The 18741-nt window shown below is 64.5% G+C and carries 17 protein-coding genes; 12 read left to right on the top strand and 5 right to left on the bottom strand.

What is annotated here, in order from left to right:
• Positions 1–158: 158 nt before the first annotated feature.
• Positions 159–944, bottom strand: coding sequence for an SDR family NAD(P)-dependent oxidoreductase (locus XH84_RS36150; protein ID WP_128919160.1), 786 nt, complete (start codon positions 942–944; stop codon positions 159–161).
• Between the two features lie 250 nt (positions 945–1194).
• Between XH84_RS36150 and XH84_RS36145 the strand changes: the two genes are divergently transcribed.
• Genes XH84_RS36145 through XH84_RS36135 form a run of 3 tightly spaced genes read left to right on the top strand, consistent with a single transcriptional unit; the run spans position 1195 to position 4288 of the window.
• Positions 1195–2259 (top strand): acyl-CoA dehydrogenase family protein, encoded by a 1065-nt coding sequence (locus XH84_RS36145; RefSeq protein WP_128919159.1) that lies wholly within the window; start codon positions 1195–1197, stop codon positions 2257–2259.
• Positions 2260–2275: 16 nt separating this feature from the next.
• Positions 2276–3436: an acyl-CoA dehydrogenase family protein gene (locus XH84_RS36140; protein WP_128919158.1), complete on the top strand. Its 1161-nt coding sequence runs from the start codon at positions 2276–2278 to the stop codon at positions 3434–3436.
• Between the two features lie 39 nt (positions 3437–3475).
• Positions 3476–4288, top strand: a complete 813-nt coding sequence (locus tag XH84_RS36135) for an enoyl-CoA hydratase/isomerase family protein (protein ID WP_128919157.1) — start codon at positions 3476–3478, stop codon at positions 4286–4288.
• Between the two features lie 202 nt (positions 4289–4490).
• Here XH84_RS36135 and XH84_RS36130 read toward each other — a convergent pair whose 3' ends face one another.
• The 3 genes from XH84_RS36130 to XH84_RS36120 all read right to left on the bottom strand — a co-directional run bounded on the left by XH84_RS36130 (position 4491) and on the right by XH84_RS36120 (position 7371).
• Complete coding sequence (locus XH84_RS36130) at positions 4491–5240, bottom strand: VOC family protein (RefSeq protein WP_164936221.1); 750 nt, start codon at positions 5238–5240, stop codon at positions 4491–4493.
• 2 nt (positions 5241–5242) lie between these two features.
• Positions 5243–6031, bottom strand: a complete 789-nt coding sequence (locus tag XH84_RS36125) for an enoyl-CoA hydratase (protein ID WP_128919155.1) — start codon at positions 6029–6031, stop codon at positions 5243–5245.
• Positions 6032–6165: 134 nt separating this feature from the next.
• Positions 6166–7371, bottom strand: coding sequence for an ABC transporter substrate-binding protein (locus XH84_RS36120; protein WP_128919154.1), 1206 nt, complete (start codon positions 7369–7371; stop codon positions 6166–6168).
• A gap of 326 nt (positions 7372–7697) precedes the next feature.
• Here XH84_RS36120 and XH84_RS36110 point away from each other — a divergent pair, with 326 nt between their 5' ends.
• Positions 7698–8498: a thermonuclease family protein gene (locus XH84_RS36110; RefSeq protein ID WP_128919152.1), complete on the top strand. Its 801-nt coding sequence runs from the start codon at positions 7698–7700 to the stop codon at positions 8496–8498.
• 35 nt (positions 8499–8533) lie between these two features.
• Positions 8534–10024, top strand: a complete 1491-nt coding sequence (locus tag XH84_RS36105; protein WP_128919168.1) for a M48 family metalloprotease — start codon at positions 8534–8536, stop codon at positions 10022–10024.
• A 200-nt stretch (positions 10025–10224) separates the two neighbouring features.
• Here XH84_RS36105 and XH84_RS36100 read toward each other — a convergent pair whose 3' ends face one another.
• Complete coding sequence (locus tag XH84_RS36100; RefSeq protein ID WP_128919151.1) at positions 10225–11553, bottom strand: MFS transporter; 1329 nt, start codon at positions 11551–11553, stop codon at positions 10225–10227.
• Positions 11554–11733: 180 nt separating this feature from the next.
• Here XH84_RS36100 and cyoA point away from each other — a divergent pair, with 180 nt between their 5' ends.
• Genes cyoA through XH84_RS36065 form a run of 7 tightly spaced genes read left to right on the top strand, consistent with a single transcriptional unit; the run spans position 11734 to position 18657 of the window.
• A complete protein-coding gene (gene cyoA / locus XH84_RS36095; RefSeq protein ID WP_128919150.1) occupies positions 11734–12894 on the top strand; it encodes a ubiquinol oxidase subunit II in 1161 nt (386 codons plus the stop codon).
• A gap of 11 nt (positions 12895–12905) precedes the next feature.
• A complete protein-coding gene (cyoB, locus tag XH84_RS36090) occupies positions 12906–14903 on the top strand; it encodes a cytochrome o ubiquinol oxidase subunit I (protein WP_128919149.1) in 1998 nt (665 codons plus the stop codon).
• Positions 14904–15533, top strand: coding sequence for a cytochrome o ubiquinol oxidase subunit III (gene cyoC, locus XH84_RS36085; protein WP_128919148.1), 630 nt, complete (start codon positions 14904–14906; stop codon positions 15531–15533).
• Positions 15530–15910, top strand: coding sequence for a cytochrome o ubiquinol oxidase subunit IV (gene cyoD / locus XH84_RS36080; RefSeq protein WP_128919147.1), 381 nt, complete (start codon positions 15530–15532; stop codon positions 15908–15910). Before cyoC ends, cyoD begins: the two co-directional genes overlap by 4 nt.
• Entirely contained in the window at positions 15907–16758 is an 852-nt protein-coding gene (locus XH84_RS36075) for an SURF1 family protein (RefSeq protein ID WP_128919146.1), read from the top strand. Before cyoD ends, XH84_RS36075 begins: the two co-directional genes overlap by 4 nt.
• Positions 16730–18127 (top strand): ATP-binding protein, encoded by a 1398-nt coding sequence (locus XH84_RS36070; RefSeq protein WP_164936218.1) that lies wholly within the window; start codon positions 16730–16732, stop codon positions 18125–18127. The genes XH84_RS36075 and XH84_RS36070 overlap by 29 nt, the downstream gene beginning before the upstream one ends.
• Positions 18124–18657, top strand: a complete 534-nt coding sequence (locus XH84_RS36065) for a response regulator transcription factor (protein ID WP_128919144.1) — start codon at positions 18124–18126, stop codon at positions 18655–18657. The genes XH84_RS36070 and XH84_RS36065 overlap by 4 nt, the downstream gene beginning before the upstream one ends.
• Positions 18658–18741 lie beyond the last annotated feature (84 nt).

Genomic DNA, 18741 nt, shown 5'->3' with positions numbered 1-18741 from the left:
GGACGTTCATCTGGTCTCTCCTTGGAACACTGAAGCTTCGCAACCTCAGCTTCCTCGGTTCAGACCAGATGGACAACCTCCTGACAGACCACAACTAGGCGGGGACGACACCTGTGTTTGCCGCACCAGCAGAGCGTCACCGCGGCAAGACGCACCAATCACGTAATCAAATGCATCCCCGCATCCATGCGCACGACCTCGCCGGTCATGTTGCTGGAGGCCGGCATCGCCAGGAAGCAGACGAGCTGTGCGATGTCTTCGGCGCTTGAAGCGACCTTGAGCGGCACCTTCGCCACCACACTGTCGCGCACCTGCTTGGCGCCGGCCTCGCCGCGGCCCTTGGTGAACCAGGGCGTGTCGATATAGCCGGGGCAGACGGTGTTGACGCGGATCAGCGGCGCCAGCGCGCGCGACAGCGACAGCGTCATGGCGTTGAGCGCGCCCTTGCTCGCGGCATAGGCGATCGACGAGCCGACGCCGCTGATGCCGGCAACCGAGGACACGTTGACCACGGCGGACGGCCGCCCCGAGGCCTTGGCGCCGACCTCGAGCAGGCTGCGCGCCGCGCGCACCATCTGGAACGGGCCGATGGTGTTGACGCCATAGACCCGCTGGAAGTCTTCAGCCGACAATCCGTCGAGATCGGCGTGAGCGACATGCTTGGTGGTGCCGGCATTGTTGACGAGGATGTCGAGCCGGCCCCATCCGCTGGCGGCCGCGACGATCTTGCGGCAATCCTCGTCCTTTGAAACGTCGCCCTGCGCGACCAGCACCTCCGCCGCGCCGGCCTTGCGGCAGGCGTCCGCGGTGGCCTCGGCCTCCTTCTGGCTCGACGAATAGTTGATGACGAGCCGCGCCCCGCTGCGCGCCAGAATTTCCGCCGTCGCTGCGCCAAGGCCGGAAGCCGACCCCGTCACGATTGCGCACAGATTGTCCTTGGCCATCCGGATGTCCTTCCCCGTATCTTTGATTTCCGCGCCCTGTTTAGCGAGTTTGCCGCGCCCTGCAAATCGAGCAAACTCCGCTAAGCGGAATTACCATCCTATTGACCCTTGCGCCCATGCCCGCGCCGCAGGTTGACCTGCGATCAACGCTTGTCAGGACCATGGCTTTTTCGGATCATCGGGCGCAAGAAGACCTGCGCGGTTCGCTCAACGAGGCGGGACGCGCCAACGGCAAAATACGGGGAACGCTGTGGCGGAGAGTGATAACATCGTCGTCGAGACCGCGGAGAAGATCTTCGCCGATCTCGCCGATCCGCAAACCATCAACAACGACAAGAAGGGGACGTGGCAGGCGCCGCTGTGGCAGGCGCTGAGCGAGGCCGGCCTGCCATTGTCCTGGGTGCCCGACGATCTCGGCGGCTCCGGGGCGAGCCTGGCCGACGGCTTTGCGCTGCTGAACGCCGCCGGCCGTTTCGCCGTCGCGGTTCCCCTGGCCGAGACCATGCTGGCCGGCTGGCTGCTGGCGCAGGCGAAGATCGCTTCGCCCGCGGGCGAGATGACGGTGTTGCCGGCAAGCCCGAAGGACCGCTTCACTCTCAATGCCGACGGTTCGCTCTCGGGCCGCGCCCGCGGCGTGCCGTTCGCGAAAACGGCCAAGCATTTTGCGGTGCTGGCGCATGGCAAGGACGGCGTCGCGATCGCGCTGGTCGATGGAGCCAAGGCCCGGATCGAATCCGGCCTCAATGTCGGCTACGACCACAGCGATACAGTCACGCTCGACAAGGTCCAGCCCGTCACGCTCAAGCCCGCGCCGAAGGGCGTTGACCAGACCAATCTGATGCTGATGGGCGGCGTTGCGCGCAGCCTGCAGATCGCGGGCGCGCTGGAATCGATGCTCGACATCTCCGTGCGCTATTCCAACGAGCGTGTCGCCTTCGAGAAGAAGATCTCGAAATTCCAGGCGGTGCAGCACAATCTCGCCCGCCTCGCCGGCGAATCCGCAGCCGCGCTCGCGGCTGCGACGTCCGCGGCCGACGCCATCGCCAACGCAGAATCCTTCGACGACGAGGTCTATCTCGAGGCTGCCTCCGCAAAAATCCGCTGCGCGGAAGCCGCCGAAAAGGGCGGCGCCATCGCGCATCAGGTGCACGGCGCGATCGGCTTCACCATCGAGCACATCCTGCACCGTTATTCGCTGCGCGCGCTGGCCTGGCGCGACGACTTTGGCTCGGAGAGCCACTGGGCCGTCGAGCTCGGCAAGCTGGTGGCAAATCGCGGCGCCGACGAATTGTGGCCGCTCGTGGCATCGCGCTGATCAGGGAGAGAAACACATGACCGCTGCGCTTCGTTTCGATCCGATCCGCCTGCCCGAAAAGTGCGAGCAATTGCGCAAGGAAGTGCGCGCCTTCCTCGCCGAGGAAATCGCCGCCGGCACCTTCGATCCGCACAAGCCCAACCGCGAGGACACCGACGTGCCGGAATTCTCCCGCCGGGTCGGCGCCAAGGGCTGGCTGGGGATGACCTGGCCGAAGAAATATGGCGGCCAGGAGCGTTCCTTCCTCGAGCGTTACGTGGTGACCGAGGAGATGCGTGTCGCCAACGCGCCGACGCGCCGCTTCTTCGTCGCCGACCGCCAGAGCGGCCCGGTGCTGCTGAAATATGCCCCCGAGCACATCAAGATGGAGATCCTGCCGCGGATCTGCCGCGGCGAGGTCTGCTTTGCCATCGGCATGAGCGAGCCGAACTCGGGATCCGACCTGTTCGCCGCGAAGACACGCGCCACCAAGACCGACGGCGGCTATCTCATCAACGGCACCAAGATCTGGACCTCGTCGGCGCACATTGCCGACTATATGATCGCGATCTTCCGGACCTCGCCGCCGACCAAGGAGAACCGCCGCCACGGCCTGACCCAGTTCCTGGTGAAGATGAAGCAGCCGGGCATCAAGGTGAATCCGATCGGCCAGATCACCGGGCAATACGAGTTCAACGAGGTCGTCTTCACCGATCACTTCATCCCCGACGACCACGTCCTCGGCGAGGTCGACGGCGCCTGGAAGCAGGCAACGAGCGAGCTCGCCTATGAGCGTTCCGGCCCTGAGCGCTTCCTCGAAACCTACTACGTGCTGACCGAGTTGGTCCGCGCGGTCGGCCCAAATCCGGACACGCGCAGCGCCGAAGGCATCGGGCGCCTCGTCGCGCAGCTCCACACCATGCGCCGCATGTCGGTCTCGGTGGCCGGCATGCTGGAGGCAGGCAAGGAGCCGGTGGTCGAGGCGTCCATCGTCAAGGACATCGGCACGGTCTGGGAGCAACAGCTTCCGCACCGCGTCCGCGATCTCGCCGCCTTCGTCGAGGAGACCGCGACCAACCGCGAGACCTTGGAGCGGCAGCTCGACTTCGCCATCAAGACCGCACCGAAACTCACCATCCAGGGCGGCACCACCGAGGTGCTGCGCGGCATCATCGCCCGCGGACTTGGTTTGCGCTAGTCGCGCGGGCCTGGTTTGCGCTCATCAATCGAGGACATCATGAGCACGTTTAAAGAAATCGGCGTCGAGAAGGTCGGGCATGTCGGCACCATCGAGATCCGCCGCCCGCCGCTCAACTTCTTCGACATTTCGCTGATCAACCAGATCGCCGACGCGCTCGACGAATTCGACCGCGACATCGAGATCCGCGCCTCCGTGCTCTCGGCGCAGGGCAAGGCGTTCTGCGCCGGCGCCAACTTCCAGGATCCGGCGCGGCAGGCGCAGGAGGCGCGCGAGGCAGAGAAGAAGGGCGACCCCGCCGACAGCCTCGGGCCGATCAACCATCTCTACATCCAGGCCGTGCGCATCTTCCGCGCCAAGAAGCCGATCGTCGCCGCGGTGCAAGGCGCCGCCATCGGCGGCGGATTGGGCCTTGCGGTATCGGCCGATTTCCGCGTCACCTGTCCCGAGGCGCGCTTCTCCGCGAATTTCACCAAGCTCGGCTTTCATCCCGGCTTCGGCCTGACCGTGACGCTGCCCGAGCTGATCGGCAAGAACAACGCCGAGCTGATGTTCTACACCAGCCGCCGCGTCACCGGCGAAGAAGCCGTGAAGTGGGGCCTCGCCAACGAGCTGGTGCCGCAGGATCAGGTCAAGGCGGCCGCCATGAAGCTCGCCGGCGAGATCGCCGAATGCTCCCCGCTCGGCCTGCTTTCCACCCGCGCCACGATGCGCAACGGGCTCGCCGACCGCGTCATGGCCGCGACCAACCACGAGCTCGCCGAACAGACCCGCCTGCGCGCAACGGAAGATTTTAGGGAGGGCGTGAAGGCCACGGAAGAACGGCGCGCGGCGAATTTTAGGGGAAGGTGATTGCGGCGGCGTTTCGCCGTATCACTCTCATGTTCCCACAATTTCCCCTGTCGTCCCTGCGAACGCAGGGACCCATAACCCAAGGGAGAAGTTGCGGCGGACAGCTGGTCACCACAAGCCCTCGCAAAACAACTTTCTGTGGTTATGGATCCCGGATCGGCGCTTCGCTTGTCCGGGACGACAGCGGTGTTGCGGCAAGAGCTCAACCCACAAGCCGAAACGTCATTCCGCTCAGCAGAAACTCATTGCCCGCGACCGCAAGCCCCTTCTCCCGCGCCGCATGTAGCACGCTCGCCACATCAGCCACCCGAAACTGCAGCGCGCTCATGATCTCGCTGGCGCCTTTCATGAAGCGGAAGGTCGCATTGGGCAGTTTCAGCTCGGCACCTTCAGGCGCAACGCCGATGATCTTGCCCCAGTGCTCCGCGAGACCATGCGGATCAGGGCTCTGCATCTCCACGGCCGTCAGCGCCTGCGTCACATTCTTGCGGATGAATTTCTGCCAGTCCGGTCCCGCCGGCGGATACGCCCCAAGAATATCGTCGCTGCCTTCGGTGTGGTTGAACTCGATGAAGGCGGCGCGGCAGTCGCGGGGATGAAGCTGCACGCCGTGATAGGGCGCGTGGTCGATGACGTTGGCGGTGCGCACGCCCATCGCATTGGCGTTGCGGCCGCGCTCGTCGGGATCGTTACAGCAGAAGATCGCCATATAGCCGCCGCGGCCGCCGGTCTTCTCGATGAAGCGGCCGGCCGTGGTGCCGTCCTTGAACGGGGCAACCACCTCCAGCAAGATCGTGTCGACCGGGAGCAGCGCGTTCTCCAGGCCGTATTTGGCGACATTGCCGTCGCGGTAGCAGACGGAAAGGCCCATGATCTCCGCGATGTCGGAGACGACGGGCGCGAGCTGCGGCGCGACGAGGCAGATCTGCCGCAGCCGCATATAGGGCGCCATGGTCATGCGCCCCTGAAGGTCGGCTTGCGCTTCTCGACGAAGGCCTTCGCGGCCTCCTTGTGGTCCTCGGTGTCGCCGCAGCGGGTATGATGGATCGCCTCGCCGTCGAAGCAATCCTCCAGCGCCAGATGCTCGGCATTGTTGATATTGCGCTTGATGAAGCCAAGCGCGATCGACGGCCCTTGCGCCAGCGACGATGCGAGCTCGTGCGCGGCGGCGTCGATCTCGGCATCGGGCACGACTTTGGTCACCATGCCGATCGCGTGCGCTTCCCTCGCAGTCAGGACCGGCGACATCAGATAGAGCTCGCGCGCTCGCGCGCTGCCGAGCAGCTGGGTGAGGAAATAGGTGCCGCCGTAATCGCCGGAGAAGCCGACCTTGGCGAAGGCGGTAGTGATCTTGCAGGACTCGGAGGCGATCCGCAGGTCGCAGGACAGCGCCATCGACAGGCCGGCGCCGGCCGCCGCACCATCGAGCTGCGCCACGACGGGCTTCGGCATCTGGTGCAGAATGCGCGAGACCTCCATGCCGCGGCGCAGGTTCGCCATCTTCACCTCGAACGGCAGCGGCGCGCGGCCGGCCGCCATCGACTTGACGTCGCCGCCGACGCAGAACGATCCGCCGGCGCCTTTTAACAGCACCGCGCGCACCTCCGGGTCGTCAGCCGCGCGGCGCGCCGCCTCGACCAGCCCGGCCACCATTTCGGGGTTGAGCGCGTTCTTCCGCTCCGGGCGGTTCATCGTGACGGTGAGCAGCCCGCCTTCGAGCTTCTGCAGGACCATATCGTTCATGGAAGCCTCCCTTGTTGATTGTCTAACCCGGCTGTCGCCTCACCGTCATTGCTAGGAGCTCTTGCGACGAAGCAATCCAGACTGTCTCTGCGGAAACATCTCTGGATTGCTTCGCTTCGCTCGCAATGACGGTCTTATTTCTTCACCAGCGGGCAGCGCGATTGCTCCAGCGACTGGAACGCTTCGTTGCCCGGCACGGTGGCGAGCAGCTTGTAATCGTCCCAGCGGCCCTTCGACTCCGACGGCTTCTTCACCTCGAACAGGTACATGTCGTGGATCATGCGGCCGTCGTCGCGGATCTTGCCATTCTTGGCGAAGAAGTCGTTGATCGGCGTTTCCTTCATCACCTTCATCACGGCCGCCGCATCGGTCGTGCCGGCTGCCTTCACGGCTTTCAGATAATGCGTGACGGAGGAGTAGACGCCGGCCTGTGCCGAGGTCGGCGGCCGCTTCACGCGCTCCTGGAAGCGCTTGGAGAAGGCACGCGTCTCGTCGTTCATGTCCCAGTAGAAGGCTTCGGCGAGCAGCAGCCCCTGCGCGGTCTCCAGGCCAATCGAGTCGATGTCGGTGACGAAGACGAGCAGCGGCGAGACCTTCTGGCCGCCCTTCATGATCCCGAACTCCGCCGCCTGCTTGATGGCGTTGACGGTGTCACCGCCGGCATTGGCGAGACCGATCACCTTGGCCTTGGAGGCCTGCGCCTGCAGCAGGAAGGACGAAAAATCCGAGGTGTTGAGCGGATGGCGCACGCTGCCGAGCACCTTGCCGCCGGTCTTGGTCACGACGGCACTGGTGTCCTTCTCCAGATCCTGGCCGAAGGCGTAGTCGGCCGTGAGGAAAAACCAGCTGTCGAGGCCGGATTTCACCGCAGCAAGGCCGGTCACATTGGCCTGGCCGTAGGTGTCGAACACATAGTGGACGGTGTAGGGACCGCAGGCCTCGTTGCTGAGACGGATCGAGCCCGGACCATTGAACATGATGATCTTGTTGCGCGCCTTTGCGATCTCGCCGGCCGCAAGCGCCGTCGCGGAGGCTGCGACGTCGTAGATCATTTCGACGCCCTGATTGTCGAGCATGTCGCGGGCGATGTTGCCGGAGAGATCGGCCTTGTTCTGATGGTCGGCCGCGAGCACCTGGATCTTGCGCCCCAACACTTCGCCGCCGAAATCCTCCACCGCCATCTTGGCCGCGGTCTCGCTGCCGGGGCCGGTGATGTCGGCATAGAGGCTCGACATGTCCAAGATGCCGCCGATCTTGAGAGGGGGCTTGTCCTGGGCCTGCGCAGCGCTCGCACTGAGGGCCAACGCGGCGGCAAAAATGCCCGACAAAACATGCTTCATCGAAAAGACCTCCCTTTATCGCCTGTCTCTGATGGCGGCTTGGTTATTGCTCTTAGCAGAAGCTGTTGCCGCAATCATGCCGCATGCGCAAGAGCGCAGCAAGCGCGAGGCGCGATGCGCGTCTTGCGATGGCAGCGTGTTTTCCGCAAAACGGAATGGTTGAGAGGACGCTGGTCTTTCCACGTCATTGCGAGCGCAGCGAAGCAATCCAGAGTCTTTCCGCGGAGGGATTCTGGATTGCTTCGCTGCGCTCGCAATGACGGAGTGCGGGGCAATTGCGCGGCGGCACAACTACCTCTTCGCGACCCGCTACGCTTGAGTTAAGGTTGGCACGCAACGCAACCTCTCCGGGCATCTTGACGCGACTGCTTCACCTCATCGCCGCAACTCTTCTCATCGCGAGTCACACCGCGTTCGCCGCGCCGTGCCAGTTCGACTCCCAGGGTGAAGGCCGCGTCGCCGCCGTCGTCGATGCGCGCAGCCTGCGTCTCGACGACGGCCGCGAAGTTCGCCTCATAGGGATCGAGCCCACCGCGTCGACGAAGCAGGCGCTGGCGTCGCTACTCGCCGGACGCGACATCACACTCCGCGGCAGCGACGACACGCCCGACCGCTATGGCCGCCAGGGCGCGCTGGTCTTGATCGGCGAAAGCGACGTCTCGGTCCAAGCCATGCTGCTGGCCCAAGGCGACGCCATGGTCTCCGCCGAAATCACCGACAAGGACTGCGCGGCCGCCCTGATGGCGTCGGAGGCCGCAGCACGGCGCCAAAAAAAGGGCAGCTGGGCTGACCCGTCGGCCATAAAAAACGCGGAAAGTCCGGACGATATTTTGGCGGAGATCGGGCGCTTTGTGGTGGTCGAGGGCAAAGTCCTGTCCGTCCGGCAAGCTGGGGCAATGACCTACCTCAACTTCGGACGAAACTGGACACGGGGCTTTGCGGCGACTATCTCAAAACGCACGCTGCCGGCATTCGAGAATGCCGGCATTGTCCTTAAGTCCTTGGAAAATAAGCGTATTCTAGTTCGGGGCTGGGTTGAGGGAAATACGGGGCCGCGTATCGATATCCGCCTCGTAGGACAGGTCGAGTTGCTGGGTGCAAACGAACCGACAGGGGTAAGGCCTTAAAACGGGCCGGGCACGGGTTAAACGACGTGAATGGGGTGCTAGAACGGCACGTACGGCATGAACGCCGCCGCCTGCGGGCTGCGCCGGCTGTGCTATGCCTCGTGCTGGGCACGGCGCTGGCGGGCTGCGGCGACATGGGCCGGTTCCAGACCGCCGCTGTGCCCGCGACCGTCGCCATGCCGAAGCCGAAGCCGGCCGTGGCGCAGACCCCCGCCACCGAGAAGGAGCACGAGCGCATCCTCGCGAGCTATGGCGGGGCCTATGACGATCCCAGGCTCGAATCACTTGTCAGCAAGACCGTCGACCGCCTGGTGGCCGCCTCCGACCGTCCCGACCAGGGCTACAAGGTCACCATCCTCAATTCCGGCGCGGTGAACGCCTTCGCGCTGCCGAACGGCCAGCTCTACGTCACGCGCGGACTGCTGGCGCTTGCGAGCGACACCTCGGAATTGTCCTCCGTGCTCAGCCACGAGATGGCGCATGTGCTGTCCAAGCATGCCGCGATGCGCGAGGACCAGGCGCGCCAGGCCGCGATCGTCACCCGCGTCGTCACCGACATGAGCAACGATCCCGATCTCACCGCGCTGGCGCTGGCCAAGACCAAGCTCACCATGGCGAGCTTCTCGCGCAAGCAGGAGTTCGAGGCCGACGGCGTCGGGGTGGGCATTTCCGCCAAGGCGCATTTCGACCCCTACGGTGCGGCACGCTTCCTATCGGCGATGGAGCGCAATGCCGAGCTGAAGGCCGGCAAGTCTTCGCTCGATCCGCGCGCGCAGGATTTCACCTCGTCGCACCCGGCGACCCCGGAGCGCGTGCAGAACGCGCAGAATATCGCGCGGCAGTACACTGCGCCCGAAGGCGCCGAGCGCGACCGCGAGAGCTATCTCGCTGCGATCGACAACCTCGTCTACGGCGAAGATCCCAGCGAAGGTTTCGTGCGCGGCCGCCGTTTCCTGCATCCGAAGCTCGGCTTCACCTTCCAGGCGCCGGACAATTTCACGCTCGACAACACCGCCCAGGCCGTGATCGGCGTGCGCGAGGGCGGCGCACAAGCGATGCGTTTCGACGTGGTGCGCGTGCCGGCCGAGCAGTCGCTCGGCGACTACCTGAATTCCGGCTGGATGGAGGGCGTCGAGAAGGCGTCGACCGAAGACCTCACCATCAACGGCTTCCCGGCCGCGTCCGCCACCGCCAAGGGCGACCAGTGGCAGTTCAAGGTCTATGCGCTGCGTTTCGGCAGCGACGTCTATCGCTTCATCTTCGCGACCCGGCAAAAATCGACCGAGAGCGAGCGCAACGCGCGCGAGACCGTCAATTCGTTCCGCCGCCTGACCCTCGACGAGATCCAGGCCGCCCGTCCGCTCCGCATCAAGGTCATCACCGTGCAACCCGGCGACACCGTGGAGTCACTCTCCCACCGCATGGCCGGCGTCGATCATCCCGCCGAGCGCTTCCGCGTGCTCAACGGGCTCGATCGCACCGCGCAGGTGAAGGTGCGGGACCGCGTGAAGATCGTGGCGGATTGAGGTCGGTAGCGTAGCCACACACTCGGCCGTCGTCCCGGATAAGCGTAAGCGCAGATCCGGGACCCATACCCACAGGATTTGATTTGGCGAAGACTCGGAGTTGCCAGCCGGCTCCATAACCCATCCCTGGGGTTATGGGTCCCGGCATTCGCCGGGACGACAGTTGAGTGCGAAGAGCCGCCTGCGCACCAATCAGCCGGTTAGCGCCCCGCGTCCATGTCGCCCTTCTCGCGCTGGCCGCTGAGCCAGAGCGCCAGCAACGTCCAGAACGCGCCCGAGAGCAGATATGCACCGGAAGCGATGACGCCGAGATTGGTGGCGAGCAGCAGCGCCACCAGCGGCGCGAAGCCGGCGCCGAACAGCCAGGCCATGTCCGAGGTCAATGCCGAAGCGGTGTAACGATACGCCTGCTTGAAGTTCGAGGCGATCGCGCCGGAGGACTGGCCGAAGGATAGGCCGAGCAGGATGAAGCCGATCACCATGTAGATGGTTTCGCCGAACGCGCCGGCGTCGAGCAGCTGCGGGGCAAAGCCGCTATAGATCGCGATCGCGATCGCCGATCCCATCAGCAGCGATTTGCGCCCCACCCGGTCGGCGATGATGCCGGACACCACGATCGCGCCGACGCCGAACACGGCGGCGACGATCTCGATGATCAAAAAGCGCACCGGGCTTTCGCGGGTGAACAGGAACACCCAGGACAACGGGAACACCGTGACCATGTGAAACAGTGCAAAGCTCGCCAGCGGAGCGAACGCCCCCAGCATGATGTTCTGGCCTTCGCGCGCGACGGTGTCGGAGATGCGCGCCGGCTGCAATTCGCGGGTCTCGAACAGCGTGGCATATTCCTCCGTCGTCACCATGCGCAGGCGCGCGAACAGCGCCACGACGTTGATGGCAAACGCAACGAAGAACGGATAGCGCCAACCCCAGTCGAAGAAATCATCGGCCGAAAGATTGCCGGCGAAATAGGCGAACAGCGCGCTCGCCACGATCAGCCCGAGCGGAGCCCCGAGCTGCGGCACCATCGCGTACCAGCCGCGCTTGGAAGCCGGTGCGTTCAGCGCCAGCAGTGAGGCCATGCCGTCCCAGGCGCCGCCCCAGGCCAGACCCTGCGCAATGCGCGCCAGCGCCAGCAACCAGATCGCGGCAACACCAATCTCGTGATAGCCGGGCAGGAACGCCAGTGCGACGGTGGCGGTGCCGAGCAGGAACAGCGCCGAGATCAGCTTGGCCGTCTTGCCGTAGGCGCGGTCGACCGTCATGAAAATCACGGTGCCGATCGGACGGGCCATGAAGGCCAGCGCGAAGATCATGAAGGAATAGAGCGTGCCGGTCAGCTCGCTCGCGAACGGGAACACCAGGCGCGGGAACACGATCACCGAGGCGATCGCGAAGACGAAGAAGTCGAAGAATTCCGAGGTGCGGCCGATGATGACGCCGATGGCGATCTCGCCGGCACTGGCCTGGTCGTGGCCATGCTCGCCCGTGTGGAGGTCTGCCATTGCGGGGGTCTGTGCCGTCGCCATACGTGCGCCCTTCACGTCCTGAAAACCAAAGCCGACCGCCCGGCGGACGCCAGGCAATCTGCCCCTGTCTGGCCCAAGCTCCCGCACTGCAACATTGGACAAATTGTCCAATGTCCGGATTGTTGCGTCGCAGCTACCCGTTGGCCCCGCAAAAGAAACTCATTCTCAAAGGCTCGGCCCGTGTCTCGTCTCAAGATCCTGGCGCTACTACCTCTGGCTGCCGCGCTCAGCGGCTGCGACTATGTCGTGCTGGCGCCAGCCGGCGATATCGCAGCCCAACAGCGCGACCTCGTCATCATCTCCACCGTCCTGATGCTCCTGATCGTCGTCCCCGTGATGGCGCTGACCGTGTTGTTCGCCTGGCGCTATCGCCAGTCCAACACCGAGGCCCGCTACGAGCCTGACTGGGATCACTCGACCAAGCTCGAGCTGGTGATCTGGTCGGCGCCTCTCTTGATCATCGTTTGCCTGGGCGCGCTGACCTGGATGGGCACGCATCTGCTCGATCCCTACCGCACGCTCGGCCGCATCCATGCCGACCGCGCCGTGGACCAATCCAAGGCTCCGCTCGAGGTCGACGTCGTCGCGCTCGACTGGAAATGGCTCTTCATCTACCCGGACTACGGCATCGCCACCGTCAACGATCTCGCAGCTCCCGTCGATCGCCCGATCAACTTCCGCATTACCGCGTCCTCGGTGATGAACTCGTTCTACATCCCCGCGCTGGCCGGCCAGATCTACGCGATGCCGGGCATGGAGACGAAGCTCCACGCCGTCGTCAACCACGCCGGCACCTACAAGGGCTTTTCGGCGAACTACAGCGGCGCCGGCTTCTCCGGCATGCACTTCGACTTCCAGGGCCTCGACGACAAGGGTTTTGACGACTGGGTCGCCAAAGCCAAGTCCGCCGGCGGCTCGCTCGGCCGCGCCGAATATCTCCAGCTCGAAAAGCCCAGCCAGAACGAGCCGGTACGGCGCTGGGGCACCATCGATGCCGATCTCTACCGCCTGATCCTCAACATGTGCGTCGAGACCGGCAAGATGTGCCAGAGCGAGATGATGGCGATCGACGCCAAGGGCGGCAATGGCCATCAGGGCCTGAACAACACCCTGCCGCTGGCCTACGACAAATACGCCCGCCGCGGCACCGCACTTGGGCCCGAGCCGACCTTCGTCGCCGGCACCTGCACCCCCGATGCGCCCCAGGGCAAAACCACGGCCTCCATCACGGCCCCCGTCGACACCGCGCCGCTGCTCGGCGCCGGCCTGAAGCGGCCGTCGTTCACGCCGCTGAAGTCATCGTCCTTCTTCCTCGGACAGCGTCCGAAGTCAGACTCCTAAAGAGAGTTCGCATGTCTCCTGATCTTCTCAAGCTCATCTTCGGCCGGCTCGGCTTCGAATCGCTGCCGCTGCACGAGCCGATCGTCGTCGGCACCTTCGTGGCGGTCGCGCTCGGCGGCGCCGTATTGCTCGGCGGCCTCACCTATTTCCGCCTCTGGGGCTATCTCTGGCGCGAATGGTTCACCACGGTGGACCACAAGCGCATCGGTATCATGTACATGATCCTCGGCATCGTGATGCTGCTGCGCGGCTTTGCCGACGCGCTGATGATGCGCGGTCAGCAGATGCTGGCCTTTGGCGGCTCCGAAGGCTATCTCAACGCCCATCACTACGACCAGGTCTTCACCGCACACGGCGTGATCATGATCTTCTTCGTGGCGATGCCGCTGGTCACGGGCCTGATGAACTACGTCGTGCCGCTGCAGATCGGCGCGCGCGACGTGTCGTTCCCGTTCCTGAACAATTTCAGCTTCTGGATGACGGTTGGCGGCGCGGTGCTGGTGATGGCCTCGCTGTTCATCGGCGAATTCGCCCGCACCGGCTGGCTGGCTTATCCGCCGTTGTCGAACATCGGCTACAGTCCCGATGTCGGTGTCGACTATTATATCTGGGCGCTGCAGGTCGCCGGCGTCGGCACGACGCTATCCGGCATCAACCTGATCTGCACCATCGTCAAGCTGCGCTGCCCCGGCATGACCATGATGAAGATGCCGGTGTTCACCTGGACCTCGCTCTGCACCAACGTCCTGATCGTCGCCTCCTTCCCGGTCCTGACCGTCGTGCTCGCGCTGCTGTCGCTCGACCGCTACGTCGGCACCAACTTCTTCACGAATGATTTCGGCGGCAGCCCGATGATGTACGTGAACCTGATCTGGATCTGGGGCCACCCTGAAGTCTACATCCTGGTTCTCCCGGCCTTCGGCATCTTCTCGGAGGTGACCTCGACCTTCTCCGGCAAGCGGCTGTTCGGCTACACCTCGATGGTCTACGCCACGGTCGTCATCACCATCCTGTCGTACCTGGTCTGGCTGCATCACTTCTTCACGATGGGCTCGGGCGCCAGCGTCAACTCGTTCTTCGGCATCACCACGATGATCATCTCGATCCCGACGGGCGCGAAGATGTTCAACTGGCTGTTCACGATGTATCGCGGCCGTATCCGCTACGAGCTGCCGATGATGTGGACGATCGCCTTCATGCTGACCTTCGTGATCGGCGGCATGACCGGCGTGCTGCTCGCGGTGCCGCCGGCCGACTTCGTGCTGCACAACAGCCTGTTCCTGATCGCCCATTTCCACAACGTGATCATCGGCGGCGTGGTGTTCGGCGCGTTCGCCGGCATCAACTACTGGTTCCCGAAGGCGTTCGGCTTCAAGCTCGATCCGTTCTGGGGCAAGATGTCGTTCTGGTTCTGGGTCACCGGCTTCTACCTCGCCTTCATGCCGCTCTACGTGCTCGGCCTGATGGGCGTGACCCGCCGTCTGCGCGTGTTCGATGATCCCAGCTTGCAAATCTGGTTCGTCATCGCCGCGATCGGTGCCGTCTTCGTCTTCATCGGCATCCTCTCGATGCTGATGCAGTTCGCGGTCAGCTTCCTGAAGCGCGAGCAGCTCAAGGACGTCACCGGCGATCCCTGGGACGCGCGCACGCTGGAATGGGCGACTTCCTCGCCGCCCCCGGATTACAACTTCGCCTTCACCCCCGTCGTTCACGACAATGACGCGTGGTGGGACATGAAGAGGCGCGGCTACCAACGTCCGCTCACCGGCTTCAGACCGATCCACATGCCCAGCAGCACCGGCACCGGCATCATCCTCGCCGGCCTCGCCACCGCGATGGGATTCGGCCTGATCTGGTACATCTGGTGGCTGGCGGCGTTGAGCTTCATCGCCATGCTCGCCGTCGGCATCGGCCACACCTTCAACTATCACCGCGACTTCGACATTCCGGCTGAAGACGTCATCCGGACCGAGGACGCGCGCACCAAACTGCTCGCCGGAGCCAAGTAAATGACTGTCGCTGTCAATCCCACCCAAACCGGCGAGCCGGTCTTCTACCTCGCCGACGAACATCCGCATCCGGAAGGCTGGAGCACCTCGCTCGGCTTCTGGATCTATCTGATGAGCGACTGTCTCATCTTCGCGATCCTGTTCGCCACTTTCGGCGTGCTCGGCGGCAACTACGCCGCCGGCCCCGCGCCGAAGGATCTGTTCGACCTGAACCTGGTCGCGGTGAACACCTCGATGCTGCTGCTGTCGTCGATTACCTATGGTTTCGCGATGCTGACGATGCAGCAGAACAAGATCGCCCAGACGCAAGTCTGGCTGGCGATCACCGGACTGTTCGGCGCCGCCTTCATCGGCATCGAGCTCACCGAGTTCGCGCATATGATCCATGAAGGCGCCACCCCTCAGCGCAGTGCCTTCCTGTCCGCCTTCTTCACCCTGGTCGGCACCCACGGCCTGCACGTCTCCTGCGGCCTGATCTGGCTGGTGACGCTGATGGTGCAGGTCTGGAAGTTCGGCCTGATCGAGGCCAACCGCCGCCGCCTGATGTGCCTGTCGATGTTCTGGCACTTCCTCGACGTGGTCTGGATCGGCGTCTTCACCTTCGTCTATCTCCTGGGAGTTCTGCGATGAGCACCAATACCCATGCCGCCCGCGCGGACGACCATCATCACGACGGCGGCCATGCCCACGGCACGTTCTCGAGCTATATGTTCGGCTTCGTGCTCTCGGTGGTGCTCACCGCCATCCCGTTCTGGCTGGTGATGAGCGGCACGCTGCCGAGCAAGCAGGTCACTGCGCTGGTCATCATGGCCTTCGCGGTCGTGCAGATCGTCGTGCACATGATCTACTTCCTGCACATGAACACGACGTCCGAGAACGGCTGGAGCATGATGGCCCTGATCTTCACCATCGTCATGGTGGTCATTGCGCTATCCGGTTCGCTTTGGGTGATGAGCCACCTCAACAGCAACATGATGCCGATCCACCAGATGAGTGGAATGAAGTGAGCGAGGTCAGGACCGTGACGGACAGGGACGATGCGCCGCGCGGCAAGGCTGCGCGTGCCCCTTCCCTATGGCTCACGGTCCTCTCGCTTATCGCATTCGTCGTTCTGATCGCACTCGGAATCTGGCAGATCGAGCGCCGCGCCTGGAAGCTGGCGCTGATCGACCGCGTCGAGCAGCGCGTCCATGCCGCAGCCCAGCCGATCCCCGCGCCCGTGTCATGGCCCGCGGTCTCCGCCGCCAACGACGAATACAGGCACGTTAACGTCACCGGCCGCTTCCTGCATGACCGTGAGACGCTGGTCCAGGCCGTCACCGAGGAAGGCCCGGGCTATTGGGTGCTGACGCCGCTCCAACGCAGCGACGGCACACAGGTCCTGATCAATCGCGGCTTCGTGCCGTCGGAGCGACGTGACGCATCGGCGCGCCGGGACGGCAATCCGGACGGCCGGGTCGAGATCACCGGCCTGCTCCGTATCACCGAGCCCAAAGGCGGGTTCCTCCGAAACAACGTGCCCCAGCACAACCGCTGGTATTCGCGGGATGTCGCCGCGATCGCGGCGGCCCGCGGTCTCCACGATGTCGCACCTTTCTTCGTCGATGCCGATGCCGGATCACAATCCGCCGGCGGTCCCATCGGCGGATTGACCGTGGTGCGCTTTCCCAATAACCACCTGATCTACGCGCTGACGTGGTTTGCCCTGGCCTTGATGCTGGCCGGCAGGCTTTTCGTCACATTCGGCGGCGGGCTGTTCCGTCGCACGCGCTTCGTCCACGAACCCGCCGGCGGCCCCGATGCCGCCGCGCGCAGGACGGGATCAGATGCTGGAACGATCGTCGAACAGGCCTGACGACGGGAAGACGCTTTCCCACACACTTGCTCATGGCGGCCTGGCCGTCACGCTGCAATCGCAGGCGGACGCGCGCAGCGAGCTGATCGGTGCTGCACCCACCGACGACGAGACCAACCGCAAGAACATGGCGCTGCTGATCCAGCTGCGCTGGACCGCGGTGGTCGGCCAGGTCGTCACCATCGGCGCCGTGCATTTCGGCCTCGGCATCCCCCTGCCGTTGGAGCGGATGGGCGCGGTCATCGGCGCGCTGGTGCTGCTCAACGTCACCAGCCTGATCTGGGTGCGCCATCGCGCCGCGATCACCAACAACGAGCTGCTGGTCGCCTTGATGCTGGACGTCGCCGCGCTGACCGCGCAGCTCTATCTCTCCGGCGGCGCCACCAATCCCTTCACCTCGCTGTTCCTGCTCCAGGTGACGCTGGGGGCGGTGCTGCTCGATGCCCGCTCGACCTGGTCGCTGGTCGCGCTGACCTGCGCGAGTTTCGTGTGGCTGACCTTGGCGTACCGGCCGCTGGATCTGCCGCCCAACCCATTGAGCGAGACTTACACGCTCACCGTCGCCGGCATGCTGCTGGGGTTCGTGCTCAACGCCGTGCTGCTGGTGGTGTTCGTCACCCGCATCAATCGAAACCTGCGCGAGCGCGACGCGCATCTGGCGGCGCTGCGCCAGCATGCCGCCGAACAAGACCATATCGTGCGCATGGGCCTGCTTGCCTCCGGCGCGGCCCATGAGCTCGGCACGCCGCTCGCTTCGCTCTCGGTGATTCTCAGCGATTGGCGGCGCATGCCGGATCTTGCCGCCGACCAGGAGCTCGCCGAGGATCTTTCGGAGATGGAAACCTCGCTGCAACGCTGCAAGTCGATCGTGACGGGCATTCTGGTCTCGGCCGGCGAAGCGCGCGGCGAGGGCTCGTCGCCGACGACGGTGACGGCCTTCGTGACCGCCTTGGTCGACGAATGGCGCGACGCGCGCTCGGCACGGACGCTCTATTTCGTCAATACGTTCGGCGCGGACGTTGCGATCGTCTCCGACATCGCGTTGAAGCAGGTGATCTTCAACGTGCTCGACAACGCCTACGAGGTCTCGCGCGACTGGGTCGAGCTCGTGGCCGAGCGTGAGGGCGACAACCTCGTGCTGTCGATCAGCGACCGCGGTCCCGGCTTTGCGCCGGAGATGCTGGCGCAGCTCGGAAAGCCCTATCACTCGAGCAAGGGCCGCGCCGGCGGCGGGCTCGGGCTGTTCCTGGTGGTGAACGTGGTGCGCAAGCTGGGCGGCACCGTTACTGCGGAAAATCACAGGAAGCGCGGCGCCACTGTCCGCCTGACGCTGCCGCTCGCAACGCTCGCGATCGGAGGGGAATTTTGACGCCTGACCGTTCGCTCATCGTCGTCGAGGACGATGCCGGCTTTGCGCGCACGCTGAAGCGCTCGTTCGAGCGCCGCGGCTATGACGTCGTGCTGGCCGCCTCGATCGATGAGGTGCGCCAAGTGCTGGAGGAGCGCTCCTTCGGCCATGCCGTGGTCGATCTCAAGCTCGGCGGCGCCTCGGGCCTCGCCTGCGTCGAGCTGCTGCACGCACACGATCCCGACATGCTGATCGTGGTGCTCACGGGCTTCGCCAGCATCTCCACCGCCGTGGAGGCGATCAAGCTGGGCGCCTGCCATTATCTGGCAAAGCCGTCGAACACCGACGACATCGAGGCCGCCTTCAACAAGGCCGAGGGCAACGCCGAAGTCGCGCTCGACGCGCGGCCGACCTCGATCAAGACGCTGGAATGGGAGCGCATCCACCAGACCCTGATCGAGACCGATTTCAATATCTCGGAAGCGGCACGGCGATTGGGCATGCACCGGCGCACGCTGGCCAGGAAGCTCGAGAAGCGGCCGGTGCGATGATGAAGACGTAGCGCGTCGTTTGACGAAGACTCTCTCGTCGTCCCGGCGAACGCCGGGACCCATACCGCGGAATCTACCGTTGCG

Source organism: Bradyrhizobium nanningense, assembly GCF_004114535.1.
GTDB lineage: Bacteria > Pseudomonadota > Alphaproteobacteria > Rhizobiales > Xanthobacteraceae > Bradyrhizobium > Bradyrhizobium nanningense.
This window is presented reverse-complemented; position numbering and strand designations above follow the sequence as displayed.